The 21062-nt window shown below is 40.8% G+C and carries 21 protein-coding genes, 1 pseudogene and 1 other annotated feature; of the genes and pseudogenes, 2 read left to right on the top strand and 20 right to left on the bottom strand.

Annotated features, from left to right (window positions below):
• Window positions 1-4: 4 nt before the first annotated feature.
• From ABKA15_RS03710 to ABKA15_RS03675, 8 genes are all read right to left on the bottom strand, one after another.
• Window positions 5-343, bottom strand: coding sequence for a zinc ribbon domain-containing protein YjdM (locus ABKA15_RS03710; RefSeq protein WP_049512942.1), 339 nt, complete (start codon window positions 341-343; stop codon window positions 5-7).
• Window positions 344-542: 199 nt separating this feature from the next.
• Entirely contained in the window at window positions 543-1340 is a 798-nt protein-coding gene (proC, locus tag ABKA15_RS03705) for a pyrroline-5-carboxylate reductase (RefSeq protein WP_049512944.1), read from the bottom strand.
• A 4-nt stretch (window positions 1341-1344) separates the two neighbouring features.
• Window positions 1345-2607: a glutamate-5-semialdehyde dehydrogenase gene (locus ABKA15_RS03700; RefSeq protein ID WP_049512946.1), complete on the bottom strand. Its 1263-nt coding sequence runs from the start codon at window positions 2605-2607 to the stop codon at window positions 1345-1347.
• 13 nt (window positions 2608-2620) lie between these two features.
• Window positions 2621-3730 carry a glutamate 5-kinase gene (proB, locus tag ABKA15_RS03695; RefSeq protein ID WP_350015383.1) on the bottom strand — a complete coding sequence of 370 codons (1110 nt, stop codon included), beginning with the start codon at window positions 3728-3730 and terminating at the stop codon, window positions 2621-2623.
• 86 nt (window positions 3731-3816) lie between these two features.
• Window positions 3817-4713: an RluA family pseudouridine synthase gene (locus ABKA15_RS03690; RefSeq protein WP_003032254.1), complete on the bottom strand. Its 897-nt coding sequence runs from the start codon at window positions 4711-4713 to the stop codon at window positions 3817-3819.
• Entirely contained in the window at window positions 4703-5164 is a 462-nt protein-coding gene (lspA, locus tag ABKA15_RS03685; RefSeq protein WP_003032263.1) for a signal peptidase II, read from the bottom strand. Before lspA ends, ABKA15_RS03690 begins: the two co-directional genes overlap by 11 nt.
• On the bottom strand, window positions 5161-6069 hold the full coding sequence (locus tag ABKA15_RS03680; protein ID WP_049512951.1) for a LysR family transcriptional regulator: 909 nt from the start codon (window positions 6067-6069) through the stop codon (window positions 5161-5163). The genes lspA and ABKA15_RS03680 overlap by 4 nt, the downstream gene beginning before the upstream one ends.
• Window positions 6070-6220: 151 nt before the next feature.
• On the bottom strand, window positions 6221-6661 hold the full coding sequence (locus ABKA15_RS03675) for a hypothetical protein (RefSeq protein WP_049512953.1): 441 nt from the start codon (window positions 6659-6661) through the stop codon (window positions 6221-6223).
• Between the two features lie 173 nt (window positions 6662-6834).
• On the opposite strand from ABKA15_RS03675, the gene ABKA15_RS03670 reads away from it, so the two are divergent.
• Both ABKA15_RS03670 and ABKA15_RS03665 read left to right on the top strand, forming a co-directional pair.
• Entirely contained in the window at window positions 6835-7092 is a 258-nt protein-coding gene (locus tag ABKA15_RS03670) for a metal-sensitive transcriptional regulator (RefSeq protein ID WP_003024959.1), read from the top strand.
• Window positions 7093-7503: 411 nt separating this feature from the next.
• Window positions 7504-7992, top strand: a complete 489-nt coding sequence (locus ABKA15_RS03665; RefSeq protein ID WP_049512956.1) for a prolyl-tRNA synthetase associated domain-containing protein — start codon at window positions 7504-7506, stop codon at window positions 7990-7992.
• 48 nt (window positions 7993-8040) lie between these two features.
• Here ABKA15_RS03665 and ABKA15_RS03660 read toward each other — a convergent pair whose 3' ends face one another.
• The 12 genes and pseudogenes from ABKA15_RS03660 to ABKA15_RS03605 form a co-directional block, all read right to left on the bottom strand.
• A complete protein-coding gene (locus tag ABKA15_RS03660; protein ID WP_049512957.1) occupies window positions 8041-8337 on the bottom strand; it encodes a rhodanese-like domain-containing protein in 297 nt (98 codons plus the stop codon).
• On the bottom strand, window positions 8327-9982 hold the full coding sequence (locus ABKA15_RS03655; protein ID WP_049512959.1) for an FAD-dependent oxidoreductase: 1656 nt from the start codon (window positions 9980-9982) through the stop codon (window positions 8327-8329). Before ABKA15_RS03655 ends, ABKA15_RS03660 begins: the two co-directional genes overlap by 11 nt.
• A gap of 22 nt (window positions 9983-10004) precedes the next feature.
• Entirely contained in the window at window positions 10005-10310 is a 306-nt protein-coding gene (locus ABKA15_RS03650; RefSeq protein ID WP_049512972.1) for a rhodanese-like domain-containing protein, read from the bottom strand.
• Between the two features lie 132 nt (window positions 10311-10442).
• A complete protein-coding gene (rpmA, locus tag ABKA15_RS03645; RefSeq protein ID WP_003032879.1) occupies window positions 10443-10736 on the bottom strand; it encodes a 50S ribosomal protein L27 in 294 nt (97 codons plus the stop codon).
• 17 nt (window positions 10737-10753) lie between these two features.
• Complete coding sequence (locus tag ABKA15_RS03640; protein WP_003040403.1) at window positions 10754-11098, bottom strand: ribosomal-processing cysteine protease Prp; 345 nt, start codon at window positions 11096-11098, stop codon at window positions 10754-10756.
• Between the two features lie 16 nt (window positions 11099-11114).
• On the bottom strand, window positions 11115-11429 hold the full coding sequence (gene rplU, locus ABKA15_RS03635) for a 50S ribosomal protein L21 (RefSeq protein ID WP_003035040.1): 315 nt from the start codon (window positions 11427-11429) through the stop codon (window positions 11115-11117).
• A 34-nt stretch (window positions 11430-11463) separates the two neighbouring features.
• Window positions 11464-11535, bottom strand: a sequence feature (ribosomal protein L21 leader region).
• A gap of 166 nt (window positions 11536-11701) precedes the next feature.
• Window positions 11702-13966, bottom strand: a complete 2265-nt coding sequence (locus tag ABKA15_RS03630) for a DEAD/DEAH box helicase family protein (protein WP_106387904.1) — start codon at window positions 13964-13966, stop codon at window positions 11702-11704.
• Entirely contained in the window at window positions 13966-15534 is a 1569-nt protein-coding gene (locus ABKA15_RS03625; protein WP_106387903.1) for a site-specific DNA-methyltransferase, read from the bottom strand. The genes ABKA15_RS03630 and ABKA15_RS03625 overlap by 1 nt, the downstream gene beginning before the upstream one ends.
• Before the next feature lie 262 nt (window positions 15535-15796).
• Entirely contained in the window at window positions 15797-17011 is a 1215-nt protein-coding gene (thiI, locus tag ABKA15_RS03620; RefSeq protein ID WP_049513391.1) for a tRNA uracil 4-sulfurtransferase ThiI, read from the bottom strand.
• 3 nt (window positions 17012-17014) lie between these two features.
• Window positions 17015-18157, bottom strand: a complete 1143-nt coding sequence (locus ABKA15_RS03615) for a cysteine desulfurase family protein (RefSeq protein WP_350015382.1) — start codon at window positions 18155-18157, stop codon at window positions 17015-17017.
• A 112-nt stretch (window positions 18158-18269) separates the two neighbouring features.
• Window positions 18270-20189, bottom strand: a pseudogene (locus ABKA15_RS03610) (fructose-1,6-bisphosphatase).
• 42 nt (window positions 20190-20231) lie between these two features.
• Window positions 20232-21050 carry a pyruvate, water dikinase regulatory protein gene (locus ABKA15_RS03605; RefSeq protein ID WP_186832651.1) on the bottom strand — a complete coding sequence of 273 codons (819 nt, stop codon included), beginning with the start codon at window positions 21048-21050 and terminating at the stop codon, window positions 20232-20234.
• Window positions 21051-21062: the final 12 nt, after the last annotated feature.

Below are 21062 nucleotides of genomic sequence, written 5' to 3'. Positions count from 1 at the left end.
AACCTCAGATTTTCTTGACAAACTCTGATTTGAGCTTCATCGCACCAAAACTATCAATCTTGCAGTCAATATTGTGATCTCCTTCTACAATTCGAATATTTTTCACGCGCGTCCCTTGTTTCAAATCCTTTGGAGCACCCTTGACTTTTAAATCTTTGATGAGAGTAACGGTATCTCCGTCTGCAAGCTGATTCCCATTCGCATCAATTGCTCTGATACGCTCATCTTCTTCAACGATTTCTGCTGGATTCCATTCAAATGCACATTCTGGACAAACTAATAGTAAACCGTCTTCGTAAACATATTCTGAGTTGCATTTTGGACAATTTGGTAATTGATTCATACTTCTCCTTCACTAATCTCTAGACATCACACCTAGAATTTATCATGCTTTTCTATTTTACTATAAAATAAAAAATTTGACAAATGAGATAAAATGACTAATTTTGAAAAGATACATTTCATCATATCAAACTTGAAGTAACATTCTAATTAATGGTTCATTCTTAAATTGCTGTAAATACGTAGTATCATAAGTTTGTTCATTTCCCCAGTTCTTGAGTGCGTTTGTAAGACGCATCAACGGCTTTGATAATGTTTCCTCTGAAAGCATCTGCTTCAAGACTCGCTACTCCCGCAATCGTTGAGCCTGCTGGGCTACAAACCTGATCTTTAAGAACCGCAGGATGTTGACCACTTTCTTTGACTAATACCGCTGAACCTAAAAGGGTTTGATTCGCTAATTGCAAAGCCAAATCTCGTGGTAAGCCAATTTGTACCCCTGCATCAGCCAGTGCTTCCAAAAAAAGATAAACAAACGCAGGACCACATCCAGCCACAGCAGTTGCCGCATCTAACTGCTGCTCCTTTAAATGAACCAGCAAACCGGCAGGATCCAATAGTTCGCACAACAAGTGTTCATCCTGCTCTGTTGCTTTATCTGATAAAGTATAGCTGATAACACCAGCACCAACTGCAACAGGCGTATTGGGCATTATCCGGATTAACCGATGTTGTGTAGGAACGAAAGCTTCTAACTGCTGCAAGGTCAAACCGGCAGCCATAGAAATGAGTAAAACAGAGCTGCGCTTTTCCAAAATAGCATGGTATTCTTGCAACAAATCCGCAAATTGATTGGGTTTCACACCCAAGAAAATAACATCTGCTTGCTCAAAGATGACTTCGTTCGTGACAGGTTCGCCACCCACTTCATTCGCAATCTGCTTTGCTTTTTCTGAGCTTCGGTTTGCGAGCAGAATGATTTGATGTTTTTTTTGCCTAGCCACTACACGTGCTAAACTGCCACCCATATTTCCTAAGCCGATAAATCCAATTTTCATGTTTTTACTCCCTAATTTGTCCTGAACCTTGCACAACATATTTATAACTCGTTAATTCTTTTAAGCCCATCGGACCGCGTGCGTGTAATTTCTGAGTAGAAATCCCCATTTCACAGCCTAAACCAAATTCTCCACCGTCTGTGAAACGTGTGGAGGCGTTGACATAGACTGCTGCACTATCAACCTGCTCTGTAAAAATCGCTGCGCTGGTGGCATTGTTGGTAATAATGGCATCTGAATGATGTGTGCTGTGTTGCTCAATATGTGTGATAGCTTCTTCCAAAGAATCCACTACCTTTACAGCCATGATGTAATCTGAAAATTCGCTATCAAAGTCGCTAGGCTCTGCTATTTCCCCTGAGATGAAAGAACGAGCTGTTTCATCCAATCGAAGTTGAACAGGTACTACCCCACGCGCTTTACGAACAGTTACTAAGCGTTCTTCTAACGTTGGGAGAAACTGGGAAGCTATTTCTTTATGAACCAAACAAACCTCCATTGCATTGCAGACCGAAGGACGACTGGTTTTGGCATTGTCGATAATCTCTAGTGCCATTTCTTGATCAGCGTCCTTATCCACATAAACATGAACAATTCCGGTGCCAGTCTCAATTACAGGAACGGTCGCATTTTCAACGACCGCTTGAATCAACCCCGCGCCCCCACGAGGAATTAGCAAGTCCAAATAGCCTTTTGCTTTCATCAAGATTTGAGCACTTTCACGACTGGTATCTGACACCAACTGCAAGCAATCATCTGAAATCGCGGTCTGACGAAGTGCCGCCTTTAGCGCGGAAACAATGGTGGCTGCTGTTTTGTGCGCTTCTTTTCCGCTGCGAAGGATAACTGCATTCCCGCTCTTAATGGCTAATGCGGCTGCATCAGATGTCACATTTGGACGACTTTCATAGATAATTCCAATCACTCCAAGAGCTACCCGCTTTTTAGTGATTTCTAGTCCATTTTCCAAATGAGAGACTTCTAAGATGTCTCCAACGGGATCTGGCAACGCAATCACTTGACGAATGCCAGTTGCCATGTCTTTGATGCGATTGGCATCTAAATACAGACGATCCAACATGACATCTGAAACATGATCTTTTGCCGCTGTCATATCTTCTGCATTGGCTGTCAAAATTGGGTCCGTAGCTGCTTCTAAATAATCAGCCATCAAAGACAGAGTTTTATTTTTCTCAGCCGTTGAAGCTGTGTTAATTGATTTTTTTGCTTGCTTGATTTTCTCTAGTAAGCCTTGTGTACTATTCATATCCTACTTCCTCTTAAAATTCTGACAATAATAATTCCAATTCAGGCGTTAGTGAAATCCAATGGTCTCGGTGAATTACCACTCCCTTTGGTTTATTGGCTTTCAGCATATCTTGCAAAGCTGACTGCCCAAAACGAACACGTCCTTTTCCTAAAATGCGCTCTGTGTCCTTTTCATAGACGGTCACAATATCATCATAAGAAAAGTGTCCTGACATTTTTGAAATTCCTGAAACAAGTAAGCTCTTGCCTTGCTCACTCAATGCTGTGCTTGCTCCTCTATCCACCCAGATAGAACCTTGACTGGTAGCGTAAAAAGCCAACCATTGTTTTTGCGTTTTCATATTTTTGGCTGAAGCAGTAAAAAATGTGCCATTTCCCTGATTTTCTGCGGCTTCGATGAGGGGTTGCTCTTTCAAAGAAGAGCAAATGTAAACAGGAACCCCTGCCATAGTGGCAATCGTTGCTGCTTTTAGCTTGGTCAGCATGCCACCTGTTCCATTAGAAGAGCCTGCTCCACCTGCCATTTCAAGCAAATCTGTCGTAATCTCCTCTACCAAATCAAGGCGCTTGGCATCAGGATGATTGACTGGATTTTCCGTATAGAGCCCGTCAACATCCGTTAATAAAATTAACAAATCTGCTTGCACCATAGACGCAACCTGAGCGCTCAACGTATCATTGTCACCGACTTTCAACTCAGCAATGGAAACCGTATCATTTTCATTGATAATCGGAATGGCTCCTCGGTTGAGCAAGACAGAAATCGCCTGATGTGCATTTTTATAGCGCCGTTTATCCGCAAAATCATCTTGTGTTAATAAAATTTGAGCCGAGACAATCTTTTTCAATAGCAGATTCGTCGTGTATTCTTCTAACAGCAAGCCCTGACCTACCGCTGCGGACGCTTGCTTGTCTGCAATTTTTGTCGGGCGTTTCTTAAAGCCCAAAGATGAGAAACCCGCTGCTATTGCTCCTGATGAGACTAAAATCACCTCGTGCCCTGCTTCATGTAGCATGGATAACTGCTGGGTAATCACTCTCACTTTCGCTCTCGATAAACTTCCATCCTCATTTGTTAAAGAACTGGTACCGACTTTACATACAATTCGTTTATATTTCATAACCCTCTCCAAAGCTGATATATTGCATTATTATATCAAAATTTCGAGCAAAATAAAAAAGAAATGAAGCAGAAAGAGATATTCTCTCACTCCATTCCTTTTCTCAATTTCTCTAGTGTTTCTTGGAAAATAGCTGGCGCTTCTGCTGTAAATTCCATGACTTCTCCTGTCTTAGGATGAGTAAATCCAAGCGTTCTGGCATGTAAAAATTGACCGTGCCCTTTTAGCGTTTTACGTGGTCCATATACTTCATCACCTGCCACTGGGTGACCAATATAAGCCATGTGCACACGAATTTGATGTGTACGACCTGTTTCCAGTTGCAACTCCACCAGCGTATAATTGCCAAAACGTTCTAAAACATGGAAACGTGTAACAGCTGGCTTTCCTTTTGCCGTTACAGCTTGTTTTTTTCTATCTTTTTCACTGCGTCCAATCGGTGCTTCAATAACGCCTCTGTCATTCGGTAGATTACCATGCACAATAGCCCAATACTTCCGCAGGGATTTTTTATCTTTTAATTCCTCAGCAAGCTTGATATGCGCATCATCGTTCTTGGCAATCATCAACAATCCTGATGTATCTTTGTCAATCCGATGGACAATTCCGGGGCGCAAAACACCATTGATACCGGACAAATCCTTGATGTGGTACATCAGCGCATTGACCAGTGTTCCACTCGTATGCCCCGCACTTGGATGCACCACCATACCTTGAGCCTTGTTCACCACTGCGACATCTTCATCCTGATAAACAATATCTAGTGGCAGATTTTCTGCAACATACTCCAGCGCTTCTGGTTCGGACAATTCATAAGTAATCACATCACCTGCCTTGACAGCATACTTTGCTTTCTTGACTTGCCCGTTGACTAAGATTTGCCCATTTTTGATTTGTTCATTGGCATGGCTGCGGGATAATGGTGTCAAATCAGCAACCGCCTTGTCCAACCGTACACCGCCAATCTCTACTTTAACTTGCATTGCCCTCTTCCTTTAACATCATCACTATCAGTACAAGCACACCAATCGTCAGATAACTATCCGCAACATTAAAAATTGCAAAATTGATAAAATCAAGCTGAAACATATCCACAACAAAACCTTGGCGCATGCGGTCAATAAAATTTCCAATTCCACCTGCAATAATCAAGCTCAAAGCAGATAGCAGCCAGACAGAACCTTTGATGTGCTTGCTCAAATACCAAATAGCAGCTCCAATCACCACTAAAGTAATCACCGCAAACAACCATTGCTGGTTCTCCAGAATTGAAAATGCCGCTCCTGTATTTCGCAAATAAGTCAAACTCAAAATCTTTGGAATGAAAGGCTTCACTCCGCCTAATTGAATGTTTTTGACAATTTCAAACTTGACCCATTGATCCAGCGCAATCAAAGCCACAATCACAATCGGCACGATCACTTTTCGTTTCATTTTTTACCTCTTTTTGCAAAATATTCTTCCATAACAGCAACAAAAGCTGCACCGACTGGTGAAAGCTCTACTTCTTCGCGTTTGACATAAACCATACGGTTTTCCAAATTGTCTTTTAACCGAATTACCGTAATGCCGTTTACACTATTGCTATCCAAAAATCCAGAGCCTGTCGCATAAGCATCTGTCCGCTCTAAAATACCATTTAAAGTGGCACGGTCCGTCACATTAAACATCTGCGAACTAGCACTAGTGTCCACGAAATTCTCTGAATAATAGAGATATTCGTCCTTTTCCTGTGTAAAACGAACCGTCGGCAAATCTGCCAAATCGTCCATAACCAGCTCATCTTTTTCAGCTAAAGGGTGATCTGCTCGCAGATAGATATGTGTCTGAAAAGGAATCAAATCTACCACTTCTAGCCCCAATTTATCCATCCGCTGCATCATTCCCTTGGTATTTTGGTTATTCAGATAGATAATGCCAATCTCGCTGTGTCCTTGTGCGACTTCGTTTAAAATCTGCACCGTTGTAGATTCAAAAATTCGGAAATTCTTACCTTTTGGATAGCGTTTGGCAAATTCCGTTATCAGAGGCGGCAAGAAATCATAGTGCTGGCTGGCAATGGAAAATTCTGCTTTTTCTTCCTCTGGATTGGCATACTGATTTTGAAAGACATCAAATCCTTTAACCAATTCTTGAGCTTTTTCGTAAAATTCCATCCCTCGACGTGTCAGAAATGTACCGCTACTCGTTCTGCGAAATACTTTAAAACCCAGTTCTTTTTCTAATTCTCGAACCGCAATGGACAAACTAGGCTGGCTGACATACATTTTCTCAGCGGCTTCACGAAAGGTGCCACTATTGGCAATGGCTACAACATAGCGCAGTTGTTGAATATTCATCCTTTTATCCTCTTTCAAGTGTTTTATCATTATACCATAAATCAAGGCATAACTAAACCGTCATACACCCATGAAATCCAGTCGTCGCTTCTTTCATATCTTCCTAATAAAGCAGATAAAACAAGTTGTTTTTGGCTGCTGCAAGTGACATTCAACTTCTTTCACTCATGTAGCGGCTTATCTCATCAGCTGTCAATTTTCGCACTTCTGTATTTGGATACTCTTTGTATTCATGAACGGTAAAAACAGGTGCCAGCAATGGGCATGTTTTATCCTTATTCTTTTTTAAAAATACTTGTAAATCTTCTTTTGCTACAAGAATTTTATAAGACAGCCTTCCCTTGCTATTTTTCATTTCATAAATACCGCATGGGGTTTTCATCGTATAATCAGCGGTTCGCAAGTATAGCTTTGCGATTTCTAATGATTTAAACGGAAAATGCCACCTTTGCAATCCTCTCTTTGGGTCTTTTTCAATGCAGATACACCGCCCACATGTTCCGCAAATATACTGCCTGTGGTGTTGCAAACAATCCAAAGGATTCAGTAAAGGCGTTCTTCTACTTTCCCTAGAATAACATTCTTGACACATGTTTCCCTCCTGTTACTGACCGACATAGACGGCTTCTGTCATGGTGAACATCCAAGTTTGACACAAACCATTCACATCATACCTCCCTCATTATATCATAAAGAAAGAGCGAGAACTTTGACAAAGAGGTCTATTCAAGATATAATGTAAAAAAATAAACAGAGGACAAGGACATGGCAAATTCAAAGCTTATTACGCGGCTGAAACGCTCTGAAGGACAATTGCGTGGCATTCAAAAAATGATAGAAGAAGAGCGCGACTGTGCGGACATTATCACTCAATTAACCGCTGTGCGCTCTAGTGTCGAGCGGGTCATTGAGTTGATGATTACCGAAAATCTCACTGAATGTCTCAACCATCCTTTAGACGATCCCGAAGCTCAAAAAGAGCGACTAGAAAAAGCCGTCCAATACCTTATCAAGCGAAAATAACCTCAGCAGGCGACGAAAACTGCTGAGGTTTGTTTATTTACGGTACACAATATAAGGGATGATTCCAACTATCACTTTTTTAGAAAAATAGAACTGTACAATGGGCAAAAGTAGTTCTTAAAGGAGTGTGTCCGCCCGGCGGACAGAGCAAACTTGTTTCTAGGCAAGCCGTCCGCTCGGCGGATGAAGTGAACTTGTTTCTGGGCAAGCCGTCAGCGCAGCAGACAGAGTAAATCTATTTTAGGGCAAACCGTCCGCCCGGCGGACAGAGTGAATCGCTTTTAAGACAGACTAGCGACCCGATCGACGGAGTGGACTGCTTTTGGGGGCAGGTTGCCAACCATTGAAAGAAAAGTCCTCCTCAATATGGTATAATAAGAGTAATAAAACAAATCAAAGGAGGCAAGTAAAATGGACTTATACACAAAAGTAGAAGAAACCTTAAACAAACTAAACATTCCATTTGAAATCGTGGAGCACGAACCGGCCCTTACGACCGAGCAAGCAGACTGCTTTATCGAAGGCATTGAAGGTGTCCGCACCAAAACGATGTTTCTCACTAACAAGAAGAAAACTGCCTACTACTTGCTCATCATGGACGACAAAAAGCGCTTGGACATGGACTTATTTAAGGAACTGGTAAAAGCCAATAGAATCCGTATGGCATCCTCTGACAGTCTATTTGAAAAAATGATGTTGCCAGCAGGCGTCGTCTCTCCATTTGGATTGTTAAACAATGCCGATAAAGACATTCAAGTCTATTTTGACAAAGAAATCATGTTGGAAAAACGAATGAGTTTTCATCCCAATACCAATGAGAAAACACTCTTTTTAAACACGACAGACCTACTCAAATTCCTAGAAGCCATTGGTTACGAAGCTCATATTATTGAATTGTAATACGAATAAACCCGATTAAGATAGCACTTAATCGGGATTTCTTTTACTTTACTCTACCTCTCCGGGCCAGATATTCATACCCCCAGCCACATTGGTTACATCAAATCCTTGCGCACTTAAAAACTGACACGCAGCCGCAGAACGTGCGCCAGATTGGCAGATGACATAGTATTTCTCCTGCTGGCTGAGTAGTTTGTAGCCTGCCTCCAAACTACTCAAAGGCAGGTTCTGTGCTGTCGGAACGTGCCCTGACGCGAACTCATAAGCCTCTCGCACATCAAGAATGGATAAGGTTTCTGTCTGATATTTTTTATAAAATTCAGGCATGCTGATGCTAGTTTCCATATTCTACTCCCTCTGGTTTTACCATTTTGTACAAGGCAAAAGCGCCGTCTAGATTTTGAACAGAAAATCCTGCTTGTTTGAGAATGCGCTCGGCAATATAGCTGCGAAGTCCGCTATGACAGCTCACGATGTAGTCCTGCGACTTGTCTAGCTCTCCTAAACGCTCACGCAGCTCATTCAATGGAATGTGAACTGTATCTACTTTCAGATGACCTTGCTGAAGCTCACTGGCCGTCCGCACGTCTAGGAATTTCTTACCAGCAGCTAGTTCATCTTCCAATTCATACCACTGGATATTGTCACTCAAACCTTCTACCAAGTTTAAGGCTGCATAACCTAGCATATTGACCGGATCTTTAGCAGAGCCAAACGGTGGCGCATAGGTAAATTCCAACTCTGGCAAATCAAAAATCGTTAGATTGCCTTTGATAGCCGTCGCCAAAATATCAATCCGCTTGTCAACACCTTTTTTCCCAACGCCTTGCGCACCGTAAATTTTGCCACTTGTTGGCTCAAAGAGGAGCTTCAAGGTCACATCAGCCGCACCCGGATAGTAACCAGCATGATCCTTACCACTGACATGAATGACTCGATAAGGCAAGCCATTCATACGAAGAATGCGCTCGCTCAAGCCAGTTGACGCTGCCATCATGTCAAATGCCCGAACAATAGCTGTACCAATGCTGCCTTTATTCTTTCGAGCTACTCCAGCAATCACATCCGCAACTTGGCGACCTTGACGATTGGCAGGCGAAGCCAATGAAATCAGTGCATCTTCTCCTGTAACTTCTTGCTTGACAACAATCGCATCGCCGACCGCATAAATATCAGGTTGACTGGTTTCATAACGCTCATTGACTAAGATACCGCCACGCAGTCCCAGTTCAATACCTGCCGCCTGTGCCAAAGCATTCTCTGGTTGCACCCCGACAGATAAAATGGTCACATCAGAAGCAATTTTTTGCCCATTCTCCAGCACAATGACCTTTCCCTTGTCCCCAAACCGCGTAGCAGACTGAGAAGTAACTACTTGAATGCCGTTTTTCAACAATTCAGCCTGAACAAAAGCAGCCATTTCTTCATCAAGCGGTGGCAAAACATGCGGTGCTTTCTCAACAATTGTCACCTTCAAACCGCGCTTCCGAAGATTTTCTGCCATTTCAAGACCAATGAATCCAGCCCCAATCACCACAGCTTCTTTTGGCTGTTTCTCCAAAGCCAACATAATCTCATCTAGGTCAGGAACATTGCGCAAAGTATAGGTATTTTCGGCTGTTTCCAAACCTTCAATCGGAGGCACAAAAGGCTTTGCTCCCGGAGACAAAATCAGCCTGTCGTAAGTCTCTGTAAACTCTTTTCCGTCATGCCGAACCGTCACTATATGTTGATCTGGTGAGACAGCCGTCACTTCATGAAAAGGACGAACATCTAAACGAAAGCGTGCCTTTAAACTCTCAGGCGTTTGCACTAACAAATCTTCCCGATTAGCAATTTCCCCAGAAACATAGTAAGGCAGACCGCAGTTCGCAAAGGAAACAAATGGTCCCTTCTCAAAAATAATAATCTCAGCGTCTTCTTTTAGCCGTCTTAAACGCGTCGCTGCAGACATTCCCCCCGCTACTCCACCAATAATGATAATTTTCATTCGACTTTCTCCTTTATAACTTTTAAACAACTTTTCCAATCCAAGCACTCATTCCGCCTTGAACATTCACAACAACGTAGCCTTTTTTCTTTAACTTTTTGGCTGCCATTTTGCTCCGCATGCCAGAGTGACAAATGACATAGACTGTCTCATTTGTTTTCGGTGTATATCTTGCGATTTCATTGAGTGGGACATTCTTCGCACCCTTGATATAACCAGACCGATATTCCGACGGCGTCCGAACATCCAACAGTTGAATCTTCCCTTTTAATTTTTGTTCCAATTCACTTGTAGAAATACTGTCTATTTTCGTAAATAAGTGAAATATAAGCGCCTCCATTTATACCCTTGTAGGGTATATTAAACCATGAAGCATTATTTTTGTCAAGAATGTTGTTTCTAGAAAGTTCTGAATTAATTTGTAACAAAAAATCCCTGCCTTTTGGCAAGGAATTCAGTTTTATTTCGCAATTGGGTAAACAGAAACTTGTTTTTTATCGCGACCTTTGCGTTCAAAGCGTACAACGCCTTCAACTTTTGCAAACAAAGTGTCATCTCCACCGCGTCCAACGTTGACACCTGGATAGATGTGAGTACCGCGTTGGCGGTAAAGAATTGATCCACCAGTTACAGTTTGTCCGTCAGCTGCTTTAGCTCCAAGACGTTTTGCTTGTGAATCACGTCCGTTAGATGTAGAACCTCCACCTTTTTTGTGGGCGAAAAGTTGCAGGTTCGCAAGATTCATTTTCAACATAATGTTTTTCCTCCGTGTTAGTTTTCTGTGATAACTCTTGTTTGGACGAACTCAGCTGAGTCCTCCGATAAGTTTGCCATACCCAAGAAGAATGATTCAAAGAAAAGTTGAGTCATTTCTCTTTGGTGAGGTGGAATATCTGTAGGAATCTCTACCCGTAAGAATCCACCTTCTTCTTCGTTTAATTCTAAGATTGGTTCATAGCCTGCGAATTTTTCAATCGAATTGATAAAATTTATGGCAAGCGTAGAAACCGACGCACACACGACATCAAAGCCGTATTCGCCACTTTCGGCGTGTCCAGTAATTTCTGCACTCCTCAGCTCACCATCCTCGGCTCGTTCAAAGACTGCTTGTATCATGTGCTCTCCTTAAAAATTAAGCGTTGATTGCATTGATGACAACCTTAGTATATGGTTGACGGTGACCTTGTTTACGATGGCTACCTTTTTTAGGTTTGTACTTGTAAGTAACAACTTTCTTTTGTTTTCCTTGTTTTTCAACAGTTCCAACAACAGTAGCTCCAGAAACAAGCGGAGTTCCGACAACAGTGTTTTCACCACCAACAAGAACAACTTCGTCAAATGTTACATCTTGACCAGCTTCAACGTCTAATTTTTCAACGTAGATTGCTTGACCAACTTCAACTTTAACTTGTTTGCCGCCAGTTTTAATGATTGCGTATGTGCTCATTATGCACCTCCTATGAATTTTACGGGTTTCCCCTAATTTTGTGAAGACTCGCCTAGCATCGTGGGACGAACCACTTATGACGATGTTCGAGCGGTTGCACAGGCTGTGCATAGTCAACTCTCTAAGTATAGCATTTCTAGAATTATTTGACAAGTATTTTTATCAAAAGCGCACTATACGCATAAAACTTAGGTCTTTAGGAAACATTATAACTTTGAGAAAGGAAAGACAATTCCCAGATTCTACAAACTAGGTAAGTTAAAAGTAAAAAATTAAAGATCAAATAAATCATTTTGAAAGAACTCACTCATTGGTTTCCAATGCTCTCTATCCTCGGTGTCTTCTACCCAAGACGTTTGATTAAATACCAACCCACTCACCTCTCTAGTGATACTATCTATTATTGGGCGTACAAAAGCAAAACGAGCTCCATTAGGATTAGTTTTTTGATTCTCACTCCATTCCCTGATAGCTTTAAATTTTGCTTCTGAGTACTGGTCAATATTTTGATTTTTTCCACCTTTGGTTTCAACAATGTAAGTCCTGCCATCTGTCCCAAGGAAAATATAATCAGGAAAGAACCCTTCTTTTTTCTGTCCATAAGCAACAGAAAAATACTTATCTCCTCGGTCCTTGCTACGATACCACCACTTGACCTGATCATTACTTTCAAGCCATTCTTCAAAAGCTTTTTCCGGTTTTGAAGTTGTCACCCAATTATTTTTACCATACCCTTTGTAAACATTTTTGGAGAAGACTTCTCCTGATTCTTTTTTTAAAGCTTGGTACATTTCATATTGAGGTAGTTCAAAAGGGACAAGATCTAGTTCTTCATGACTGATGCCGTATTCTAAAGACAATTGCTTGTCAAATAAACCTCTGGCATCTGCATGTTTTGCAAGATCACGAAGAAGTCTGTAATTATTAATGACAAAAGCCATGAAGTCGGACTGCTTTAAGCTCAAAAATCGTTTGTTTGGTTCTTCACTACGGTTGGAAAAAAGTTCCAACAGAATATGATTCACATCACCAGAAGTATCGCGGTAAAGGTGCTTCTGGAGAGCTTGTTCAGCATTCAACATATCTAAACGATTTTCCCGAAGATTGACGGGCATGCTAATCTCATACGTTTGGTGCCGTTCTGTCACAATATCTCGTTCCAATTTATCTGATGTCGCCAATCGTTGGTAAATCATTCTGCCAAATCGGAAACCATAATTTTCTAGTTTTTCTTGATTTTGTTTACCATTTTGTTCAATAAGGCTATATTCTTTTTTGAACTGGATTCTAAGCGCTTGGATAACTTCACTATTGGTCAATCCAGCCCGCAGATTTGGCTTCACTGACATCAGTTGAAAATCTGGTACCCCTTCTTTTAGCTCATAGGTTGCAATATAAGTGCCTTCGCCTTTTTTCAAGACATCAGCAATGTATTTTTGGTCATTCGAGTAGATAAAAGCATTATCCAGCAAAGGATTGTCATAATGCTTTTGCTGGGGCATACGGCGGATACGACCAATGGTTTGCAAGGTAAAATTGGGCTCCGTATTGAGACGCAGTTTGACTAAGATTTTCGCTCGAGGCGCATCCCAACCAGTAGAAACCGCCTGTTTCATCAACAGATAATTAACAGGACTGTCTAATTTTTCAATATCAACGACATTGATTTTCTCGTTTGCCAGCCAAGTTGCCACTTGACTATCGTCTTGGCCAATTTCACGGAGGTACTCTCTGACTTGCTTGATGAGACTTCTGCGCTCTTCCTTATTCGCTTTTTTCTCATCTGGAAATTGAACCAGAACTAAGGGATTGATCGTCAGGCCTAATTTTTCATACTCAGCCTTGATTTGACGGCGCTTATCATCCGCAAAATCCAAAAAATACTGAACCATATTATCCACGACATCCCCATCAACACCGTCTGGGTTAAGCTCAACATTACGGACAATGAGACCCTGTGCAATCACATCTTCATCATTGACTTGAACATTGTCATAATCTGGCGATGACGACTTAGGTGTCGCTGAAGCTCGGATAATCTTATCTGCATCGAATTTATCGATAATCCGTTGCGCTTTTTCTGTCTGGTCGCGATGTTCTTCATCGATAATCAGCACAAAGTGCAGACCTTTATTTCTGGCGCCTTTGATAATATCGTCAAGATTCTTGGTTTCACCTTCACGAAGCGCAATCGCCTTGTCATTTTTCACGCGCTCCCAGTTTAGGAAAGTTGCTGTATTGGCTTGAAAACCTCCCGTCAACGCATCATCTAGGGTAATAGATTTGACGAATTTTCCATAATCTTTTGACTTATTCCAGGACTGCTCCTCAAGCTCACCATTTCCAGGTGTCAGCCAAACAAAGACATAGTCATAAGGATTGGGATTATTTTCGATAATCCTGTCCATGAGATTGATGAGCATAATCGTCTTTCCTGCTCCCGTTGGTGCATAAAAGACCGTTGTTTGTTTTGAAGAATAGAAAAATTTATCTAGCAGGGTTTGCACCGCCTGCTCTTGAAAAGGAAATAATTTCATTAGAGTCCTGCCTCTCTCATTTCTTTGGCAAAGTAGTATTCTGGAACATCAATTAGCTCTATACCTTCATATCTCACTAAGTCGTTTTTATCCATCAGGGCATGAGAATGCTGGCGAACATATACCGTTTTAATCCCCGTTAAGTCTAGTGCTCTGATTTCCGATAGACTAAAAGCGACAGCCTTACCACTTTCATTCAGGTCAATGGCATGTTCCAATTCAATGAGTGTCTTAACATTATTGAGAAGGGAATATTCCAATTCCTCGTCTTCTTTTTCAATGAATTGTGTCTTGAAATATTTAAGATTATGAGGAAGCTCTTCTTGGATGTTTGCCAAACGTTTGTAGGTCACCTCTTCACAAATCTTGTTTTCATTATTGGTACAAAGGATGTACTTCCGATTGCCACCATCTTCTTTGTTAAGCTGAGCCACCGCATGACCTGTTGTACCAGAACCAGCAAAGAAGTCGAGGATTGTACCTTTTTTTGAAAAAAAAGTAGCACCTTTTACTAAATCTTTCACAAGACTCATTGGCTTAGGATAACTAAAATCGATTCCAATACCTTGTACTTCTTTTATCCCATCTTTGTTTAGATGTTTAATAATTGAATAAAATTTCGAACTATCTTCATCAACCCTTCTAAGTTTCCCAACTATATTCAAACCGTTATTTTTAGGTATAAGGACATATTCCCCACTATCCAATTTTTTATCCACTTCATTCTTAAATTCTTGCCCCTTAAATTCAATAATTTCCTCATAATGACAATTACCATATTTCCCAAATTCTTTTCGTAACCAATCTTCTTGAATCCAATATTCAATTCCGTCTTTTTTTATAACCTTCCCTCTAATATCCTTCTTTTTAGCCAACGGGGTAAAAACAGAAATATTTTTAGCATACACAAAACAATATTCATGACCTTTAATTACTTGCTTTGCCATACCTCCCCCTTCTGCTCTTATAACACAAAAAGTTGCAGATATATTATCCTCCCCAAAAATTTCATCACACAATAACTTCAACTGTGCTTGTTCATTATCATCGATAGAAATGAAGATAACCCCCGTTTCACTCAATAATTCCTTTGCAAGTTCCAATCTTTTACTCATAAAGGACAGCCATTTGCTGTGAGAGTAACCGTCCGTTTTATCCACAATCTTATCGTTATAGATAAAATCTTTATTTCCCGTATTATAAGGTGGATCAATATAAATCACATCAATCTTACCTGCATGCGTTTTTTGAAGGAGGTGAAGGCTATGGAGATTGTCACCTTCAAGCAGGAAATTATAGTCCTCGGATTCAGGATTTCCCTGAATTTTTCTGGTCTCGTCTTCGACGAAAACAGGTATCTTTGTTTTCATCTCTTCCTCGACCAGTTCAGCATGTTCCTCCCAGACCAGACCATAGCGCTTGGAATCAATCAACTCTAGTAACTTCTCTAGTTTGGGAAGTTCTTCATGATTGGACTCTTTTCTCGCCTGCTCCATTAACTGCCTAACATACGCCAGAGCTTCTGTTTTCTCGTTCTGATGTGGACGTTCGTTAAATGTCGCAGGCATTAGAAAACACCTCCAATCTCATGGATTGAAAGTGTTTTTGGGTATGCCGAAAAAAGGGCATCAATTACCTCTTCTCTTCTCTTCTCTTCTCTTCTCTTCTCTTCTCTTCTCTTCTCTTCTCTTCTCTTCTCTTCTCTTCTCTTCTCTTCTCTTCATAGTAAAATCCTTTCTAAGTCTTGTCAATACATTTTATCAATTTTATTCATTTTTATACAACTGTACACTTTATTTACGCATCATAATTATAAAATTCAATATAAATCTACAACAATCCCTCAATCATCTCATCCACTTCGTCTGTTTCTGCTTCTGGTGTGATTTCAGTAATGATGATACCAGCAACAGCACGTTCCACTAATCCTTCCACATCCATACGTGTTTCGTATTGCTCTGCATTTTTTATCTTTGGATTGGTTTTCGGACGATCTGGGGCAAAAATGGTACAGCAATCTTCAAAGGGCTGAATTGAGATATTAAAGGTATCAATCTTCTCAGCAATGTCAATGATTTCCAGCTTATCCATGGTCACAACTGGACGAATAATCGGAGTATTAGTGACCGCATTGATTGCTTGCATACTCTCTAGCGTTTGGCTGGCGACTTGCCCAAGGCTTTCTCCGTTGATGATAACGAGCCCACCGCGTTCTTCACGAATGCGATCCGTGATCCGCATCATAAAACGGCGAGTTAAGGTCATAAGATAAGCTTCTGGTGCTTTAGCTTTTATTTCTTCTTGGATTTCCGTAAACGGCACTTCAATAAATTGAATATTGCCACCAAATTTGGTTAATTTGCGCGTCAAATCCTGCGCCTTTTTGAGGGCACCGGGACTTGTATAAGGCGGACTAGCAAAGTGCACCGTTTCAATATCCACTCCACGTTTTAGAGCTAGATAGCCTGCAACGGGTGAATCAATCCCGCCTGACAACATCAGCATACCTTTTCCAGATGTTCCGACAGGAAGACCGCCTGCTCCACGAATCGTTTCATAGGACAGATAGACTGCTTCTTCGCGGATTTCTACTTGCAGTGTAATATCTGGCGCTTTCATCTTGACTTGAACGTGTGGAATCGCATCAAAGACTGCATTTCCCAAGGTCTGGTTCAATTCACGACTATCCAATTCAAAATTGTGGTCACTGCGTTTGCTGGCAATCTTAAAAGTCATCCCCTCTTTGTAAATTTCTTTCATAATTGTCTGCACCGCTTCAACCAAAGCAGGAACTGATTTTTCAATCTTATAAGACGGCGAGAAATTTTGAATCCCAAAAATCTGTTTAAGCGATTCCGCAACTGGCTGATAGTCCGTCCCGTGAAGATAGATATGTGCACGATCTCGGTCTGCTTTCACATGCACATCTGGGTAAATAGAGAGGACTGCTTGCATATTGCGTTTCAATTTGTTAATAAAACGCATGCGATTTTTTCCTTTAGTTGAAAGCTCGCCGTAGCGAACCATAATTTCTGAATATTGCATTGTTTACCTTACTTTTCTAGTTTTTTCATAAATGAGTTTAAACGTTGTCAGAAATTGCTCAATCTGACTCATATCATTATCGGCATCCAGACTAATTCGCACAGCCGTTTGAGCCAGGTATTTTTCAACACCCATAGCTATTAAGGTTCCAGCTGGTTTGCCAGCTTTAGAGGAACAAGCACTCGTAGTAGATATATAAATGTCATACTCTTCAAAAGCATGAACCACTACTTCACCTCGTACGCCTTTAATCCCAAAAGTCAGGATATGGGGCGCAAACTCTTCTATTCCTGAAAAAATCGTCACATCAGAATATTTAGCTAGCTCTTCTAGGATAATCTCTTTCATTTTTGCGGTTCGTGTGGTGAAAATTTCCAAATTTTCCATAGACATGCGCAAGGCTTTTGCGGTCGCTGCAATACCCGCCAGGTTTTCAGTCGTAGAACGTTTATCCGATTCTTGACCGCCACCATTCAACAGCGGACTGATTTTCTTACCAGATTTGATATAGACAAAACCAACACCCCGTAAGCCATGAAATTTATGACTAGAAAATGTCGCAAAGTCCACGCGCTCGGTCAAGTAATCTTCCGTTGGAATCTTAGCTATGGCTTGTACTGCATCCACATGAAAAGAAATAGTAGGCTTGTCCGCTAAGAGTTCTGAAATAGCCTTAATCGGCTGAACAGAGCCGATTTCATTGTTGACCGCCATGACTGAAATTAAAGTCGTATCCGATCGGATAAGGGTAGCTAATTTTTCAACATCTACAAACCCTTTTTTATCAACAGGCGCAAAATCCACTTCAAAACCTTGCTGCGTCAGCCAGAGAGCGGATTCTTTCACTGCTGGATGCTCAATAGCAGATACAATGATATGCTTTCCATAGCGCGATTTTTCAAAAGCCACACCCTTGATAACCCAATTATCGCCTTCCGTCCCTCCAGACGTAAAGAAAATCTCTTGAGAGGATTTACCGAGAAGCTCCGCAATCTGCCTGCGAGATGCATCTAACAAGCGGGTCGCTCGATTGCCCAAACCGTGGAGACTAGAAGGATTTCCCCAGATTTTAGAAGCAACTTCTGTATAGGTAGCCAAAGCCTCTGGATAAGGCTTGGTTGTTGCTGAATTGTCTAAATAAATCATCTTAAACCTCTCCATTTCAATACTTCTATTGTAACACGAAAAAGAAATGGGGACAACAGCAAAACTTGAAATGAAAAGGCCCTCCAAGTTTTGACTTGAAGAGCCATGAAGGTTAATCATAAAATTCATGCAAGAGAGCGAATAGTTCCTGTTGTTGTTCGATGAGGCTTTGACCGATTGTCGTTGATTTTATCAAAGTTCGCTCACGGACATGCTCAATCACTCTCTTCAAGGATGAGAGATCTACAGCCTTCTCAATCATTTTTTGCACATTTTGAAAAGGTTGGTGTGTGACAATTTGAAAACCATATGAATTATTGATCAGGGAATAGCCAGCGATTCCCGTTTTCTTTTGATAGGCTTCACACAAACCACCGTCAATAACGAACAGCATCCCTTCACCTCGAATTGGAGATTCGCCTTTCAACGTTTTTACAGGTGTATGCCCATTTACAATCCTAGAATCTTCAGAAAAGAGATCGAATTCTTCCAAAATCAACTTGCAAATCTTAGCAGAATTCCGATAGGAAAAATAGGGATTTTCCTTTTCAACGTGCGTTTCCTTATCCTCAATAAAATAACGCTCCAAGGTGGTCATCTTATCCTTGCCAAACAAGGGAGACAGTTTTCCATTCCAACAATACCAGATAAGATCCGTTGAGAAATCGTCTTGAATCTCTGGATTTTTAGAACTTTCTCGAATGTGATATTCAAAAAAGTCGAGCAATTCTTTGCCAGCATAGCGAATTTCATTGATCTGTAAAGGTTGAAAATCTCCAGATTCTTCTAAAGGAATGCAGCCATGAAAAAGGAGGTGATTATTATAAATCTTATACATCGAACCCTTGTTCATCAAAAAAGAAATGTGGTTCTTGAGCTGAATTGAATGCTGAAAAGAATCCAGCAAAGTAGTAACCACTTCTTCTTCCTCGTCTGTCAGCTGATCTGGCTCTTGAGGATTGATTGTTTGGAAGCAAGTATTAGCTAAAAAATGCTTCTTTTCTCCAACTAGAATACTCTCTTCCCAATAATCAATCTTATCAAGCGTCAAGTTTTGAGCCATATCAAACTCCGGCCGCCTTTTAATCAGTTGATTTTCCAATTTAAACTAAATGATTGCTAGTGCTTGGTGAACCTTTTCCAACTGGAGAATTTCGATAGGAGAATAGCTGTCGCTTCGTTTTCCTAAGTTGGGCTTAAATTTCGCATTTTCCGAATAAGTCTTTTCGGCAAAAAGGACGAGCGGCCTTAGATTGAGACCATAAGCTCTCTCAATATCGTAAAGATAGCCATATCTAGCAGCTATTCGCAAGAGAATAAGCAAACATTCTTTCGAGCCAAAGAAAGCCCCCATCCAGATAATATCGTGATTGCCCCATTGAATATCCACAGAATGATAAGCCACGATTTCATTCATTACTTTATCTGCGGCTACCCCGCGGTCAAAAATATCGCCAACTATATGAAGATGATCAATGATTAACTGCCGAATGACCTTTGCTAATGCCGAAATAAACTGACTTGCCTCGCCTAAATCAATCAAATAGTTCTGAATCGTTTCAAAATAAATATTGCTATCCGGCAAATTTCGATCTGTATAGAGCAATTCTTCAATCACATAAGCATATTGTGGCGGCAAAGCCTTTCTCACTTTGGAACGAGTGTATTTTGCTGCCACAAAAGTTAGCAAAGTCAACAAGTTTTGAATAATTTCTCCATACCAGCTCTTGTCTTTCAAAGGATAAAGAAAACCATCGCTCAAAACTTCCTGAGGATAAGCAATCCGCAAGGTTAGCTTGTCTTTTTCTGCTTTTGATAATTCCTCTCCAAAGCAGTCGTTGATTTTTTCATTCAGATTCCCCGCACAGATCCTTAGGATATAGTCAAAAGCCTCAAACTCACCATGAATATCACTAAGGTACAACTCGGTTCCTTCCGGCAAGTTTAAAATAGCTTCCAGATTGATTAACTCTGTGATGACCTTTTGCTTGGAATCAAACTCTTTTAATAAAATTCGTTTGTATTGCTCCATTCGTTCACCTCGTTTAAATACAGCACCTTAGGGCTTTAATTCTTATTTTGAAGCCAGAGATTTTAAGTGTTCTTCAATAATGCAAGCCGTCTCTTCAATAGATTTATCTGTCATATTGATAACATGTGCTTGATATTTTTGAAATACTTTTTTAGAATAGTCCAATTCTTCATAAATTTTTTCAATATCTGTATAGCTTGTAGCTTGTGTCAAACCGAGCGCATCCAGACGGTTACTTCTCACTTTTGCCAGTTTATCTGGGTCACACACCAAGCCTATCATTTTTCTTCTATCTACTTTATCCAAGACTTGCGGTAGCGGAACCTCTGGAATCAAGGGAAGATTGGATACTTTGTAGCCTTTATTAGCTAAATAGATGCTGAGCGGAGTCTTGGAAGTCCGAGAAACTCCTAGAATCACAAGGTCTGACTCCAAAAATCCTTGTGGATTCTTACCGTCATCATATTTAACAGCAAATTCAATAGCTGAAATTTTATTGAAATATTCCGTGTCCAAACGGTGCAGAACTCCTGGCACCTCAATCGGTTGCGTGCCTGTTTTTTCCTTGATGATTTCAAAAAATGGATTCATCAAATCCAGATAAGACAAATGATTGACTCTGCTAAATTCCCTCGCAGTTGCTGCTAAATGACTGTCTACTAAGGTACTGATTACAACTGCGTCATCTTTGATAGCGTCCTGCAAAATATCCAACAATTCAGATTCCTTATTTATAAAAGGAAACCGATAGCTATTGTTGAAAATCAAATCTGGATATTGAGCCATGACGGCTGATAGTAATTTTTGGGATGTTCCTCCCAAAGAATCAGAAATGGCGTAAATGGTAATCTCTTGTTTCATGAAAACTCCTTT

The sequence above is a fragment of the Streptococcus sp. KHUD_010 genome, from assembly GCF_040207525.1.
In the GTDB taxonomy this organism is placed as follows: domain Bacteria; phylum Bacillota; class Bacilli; order Lactobacillales; family Streptococcaceae; genus Streptococcus; species Streptococcus hominis.
This window is presented reverse-complemented; position numbering and strand designations above follow the sequence as displayed.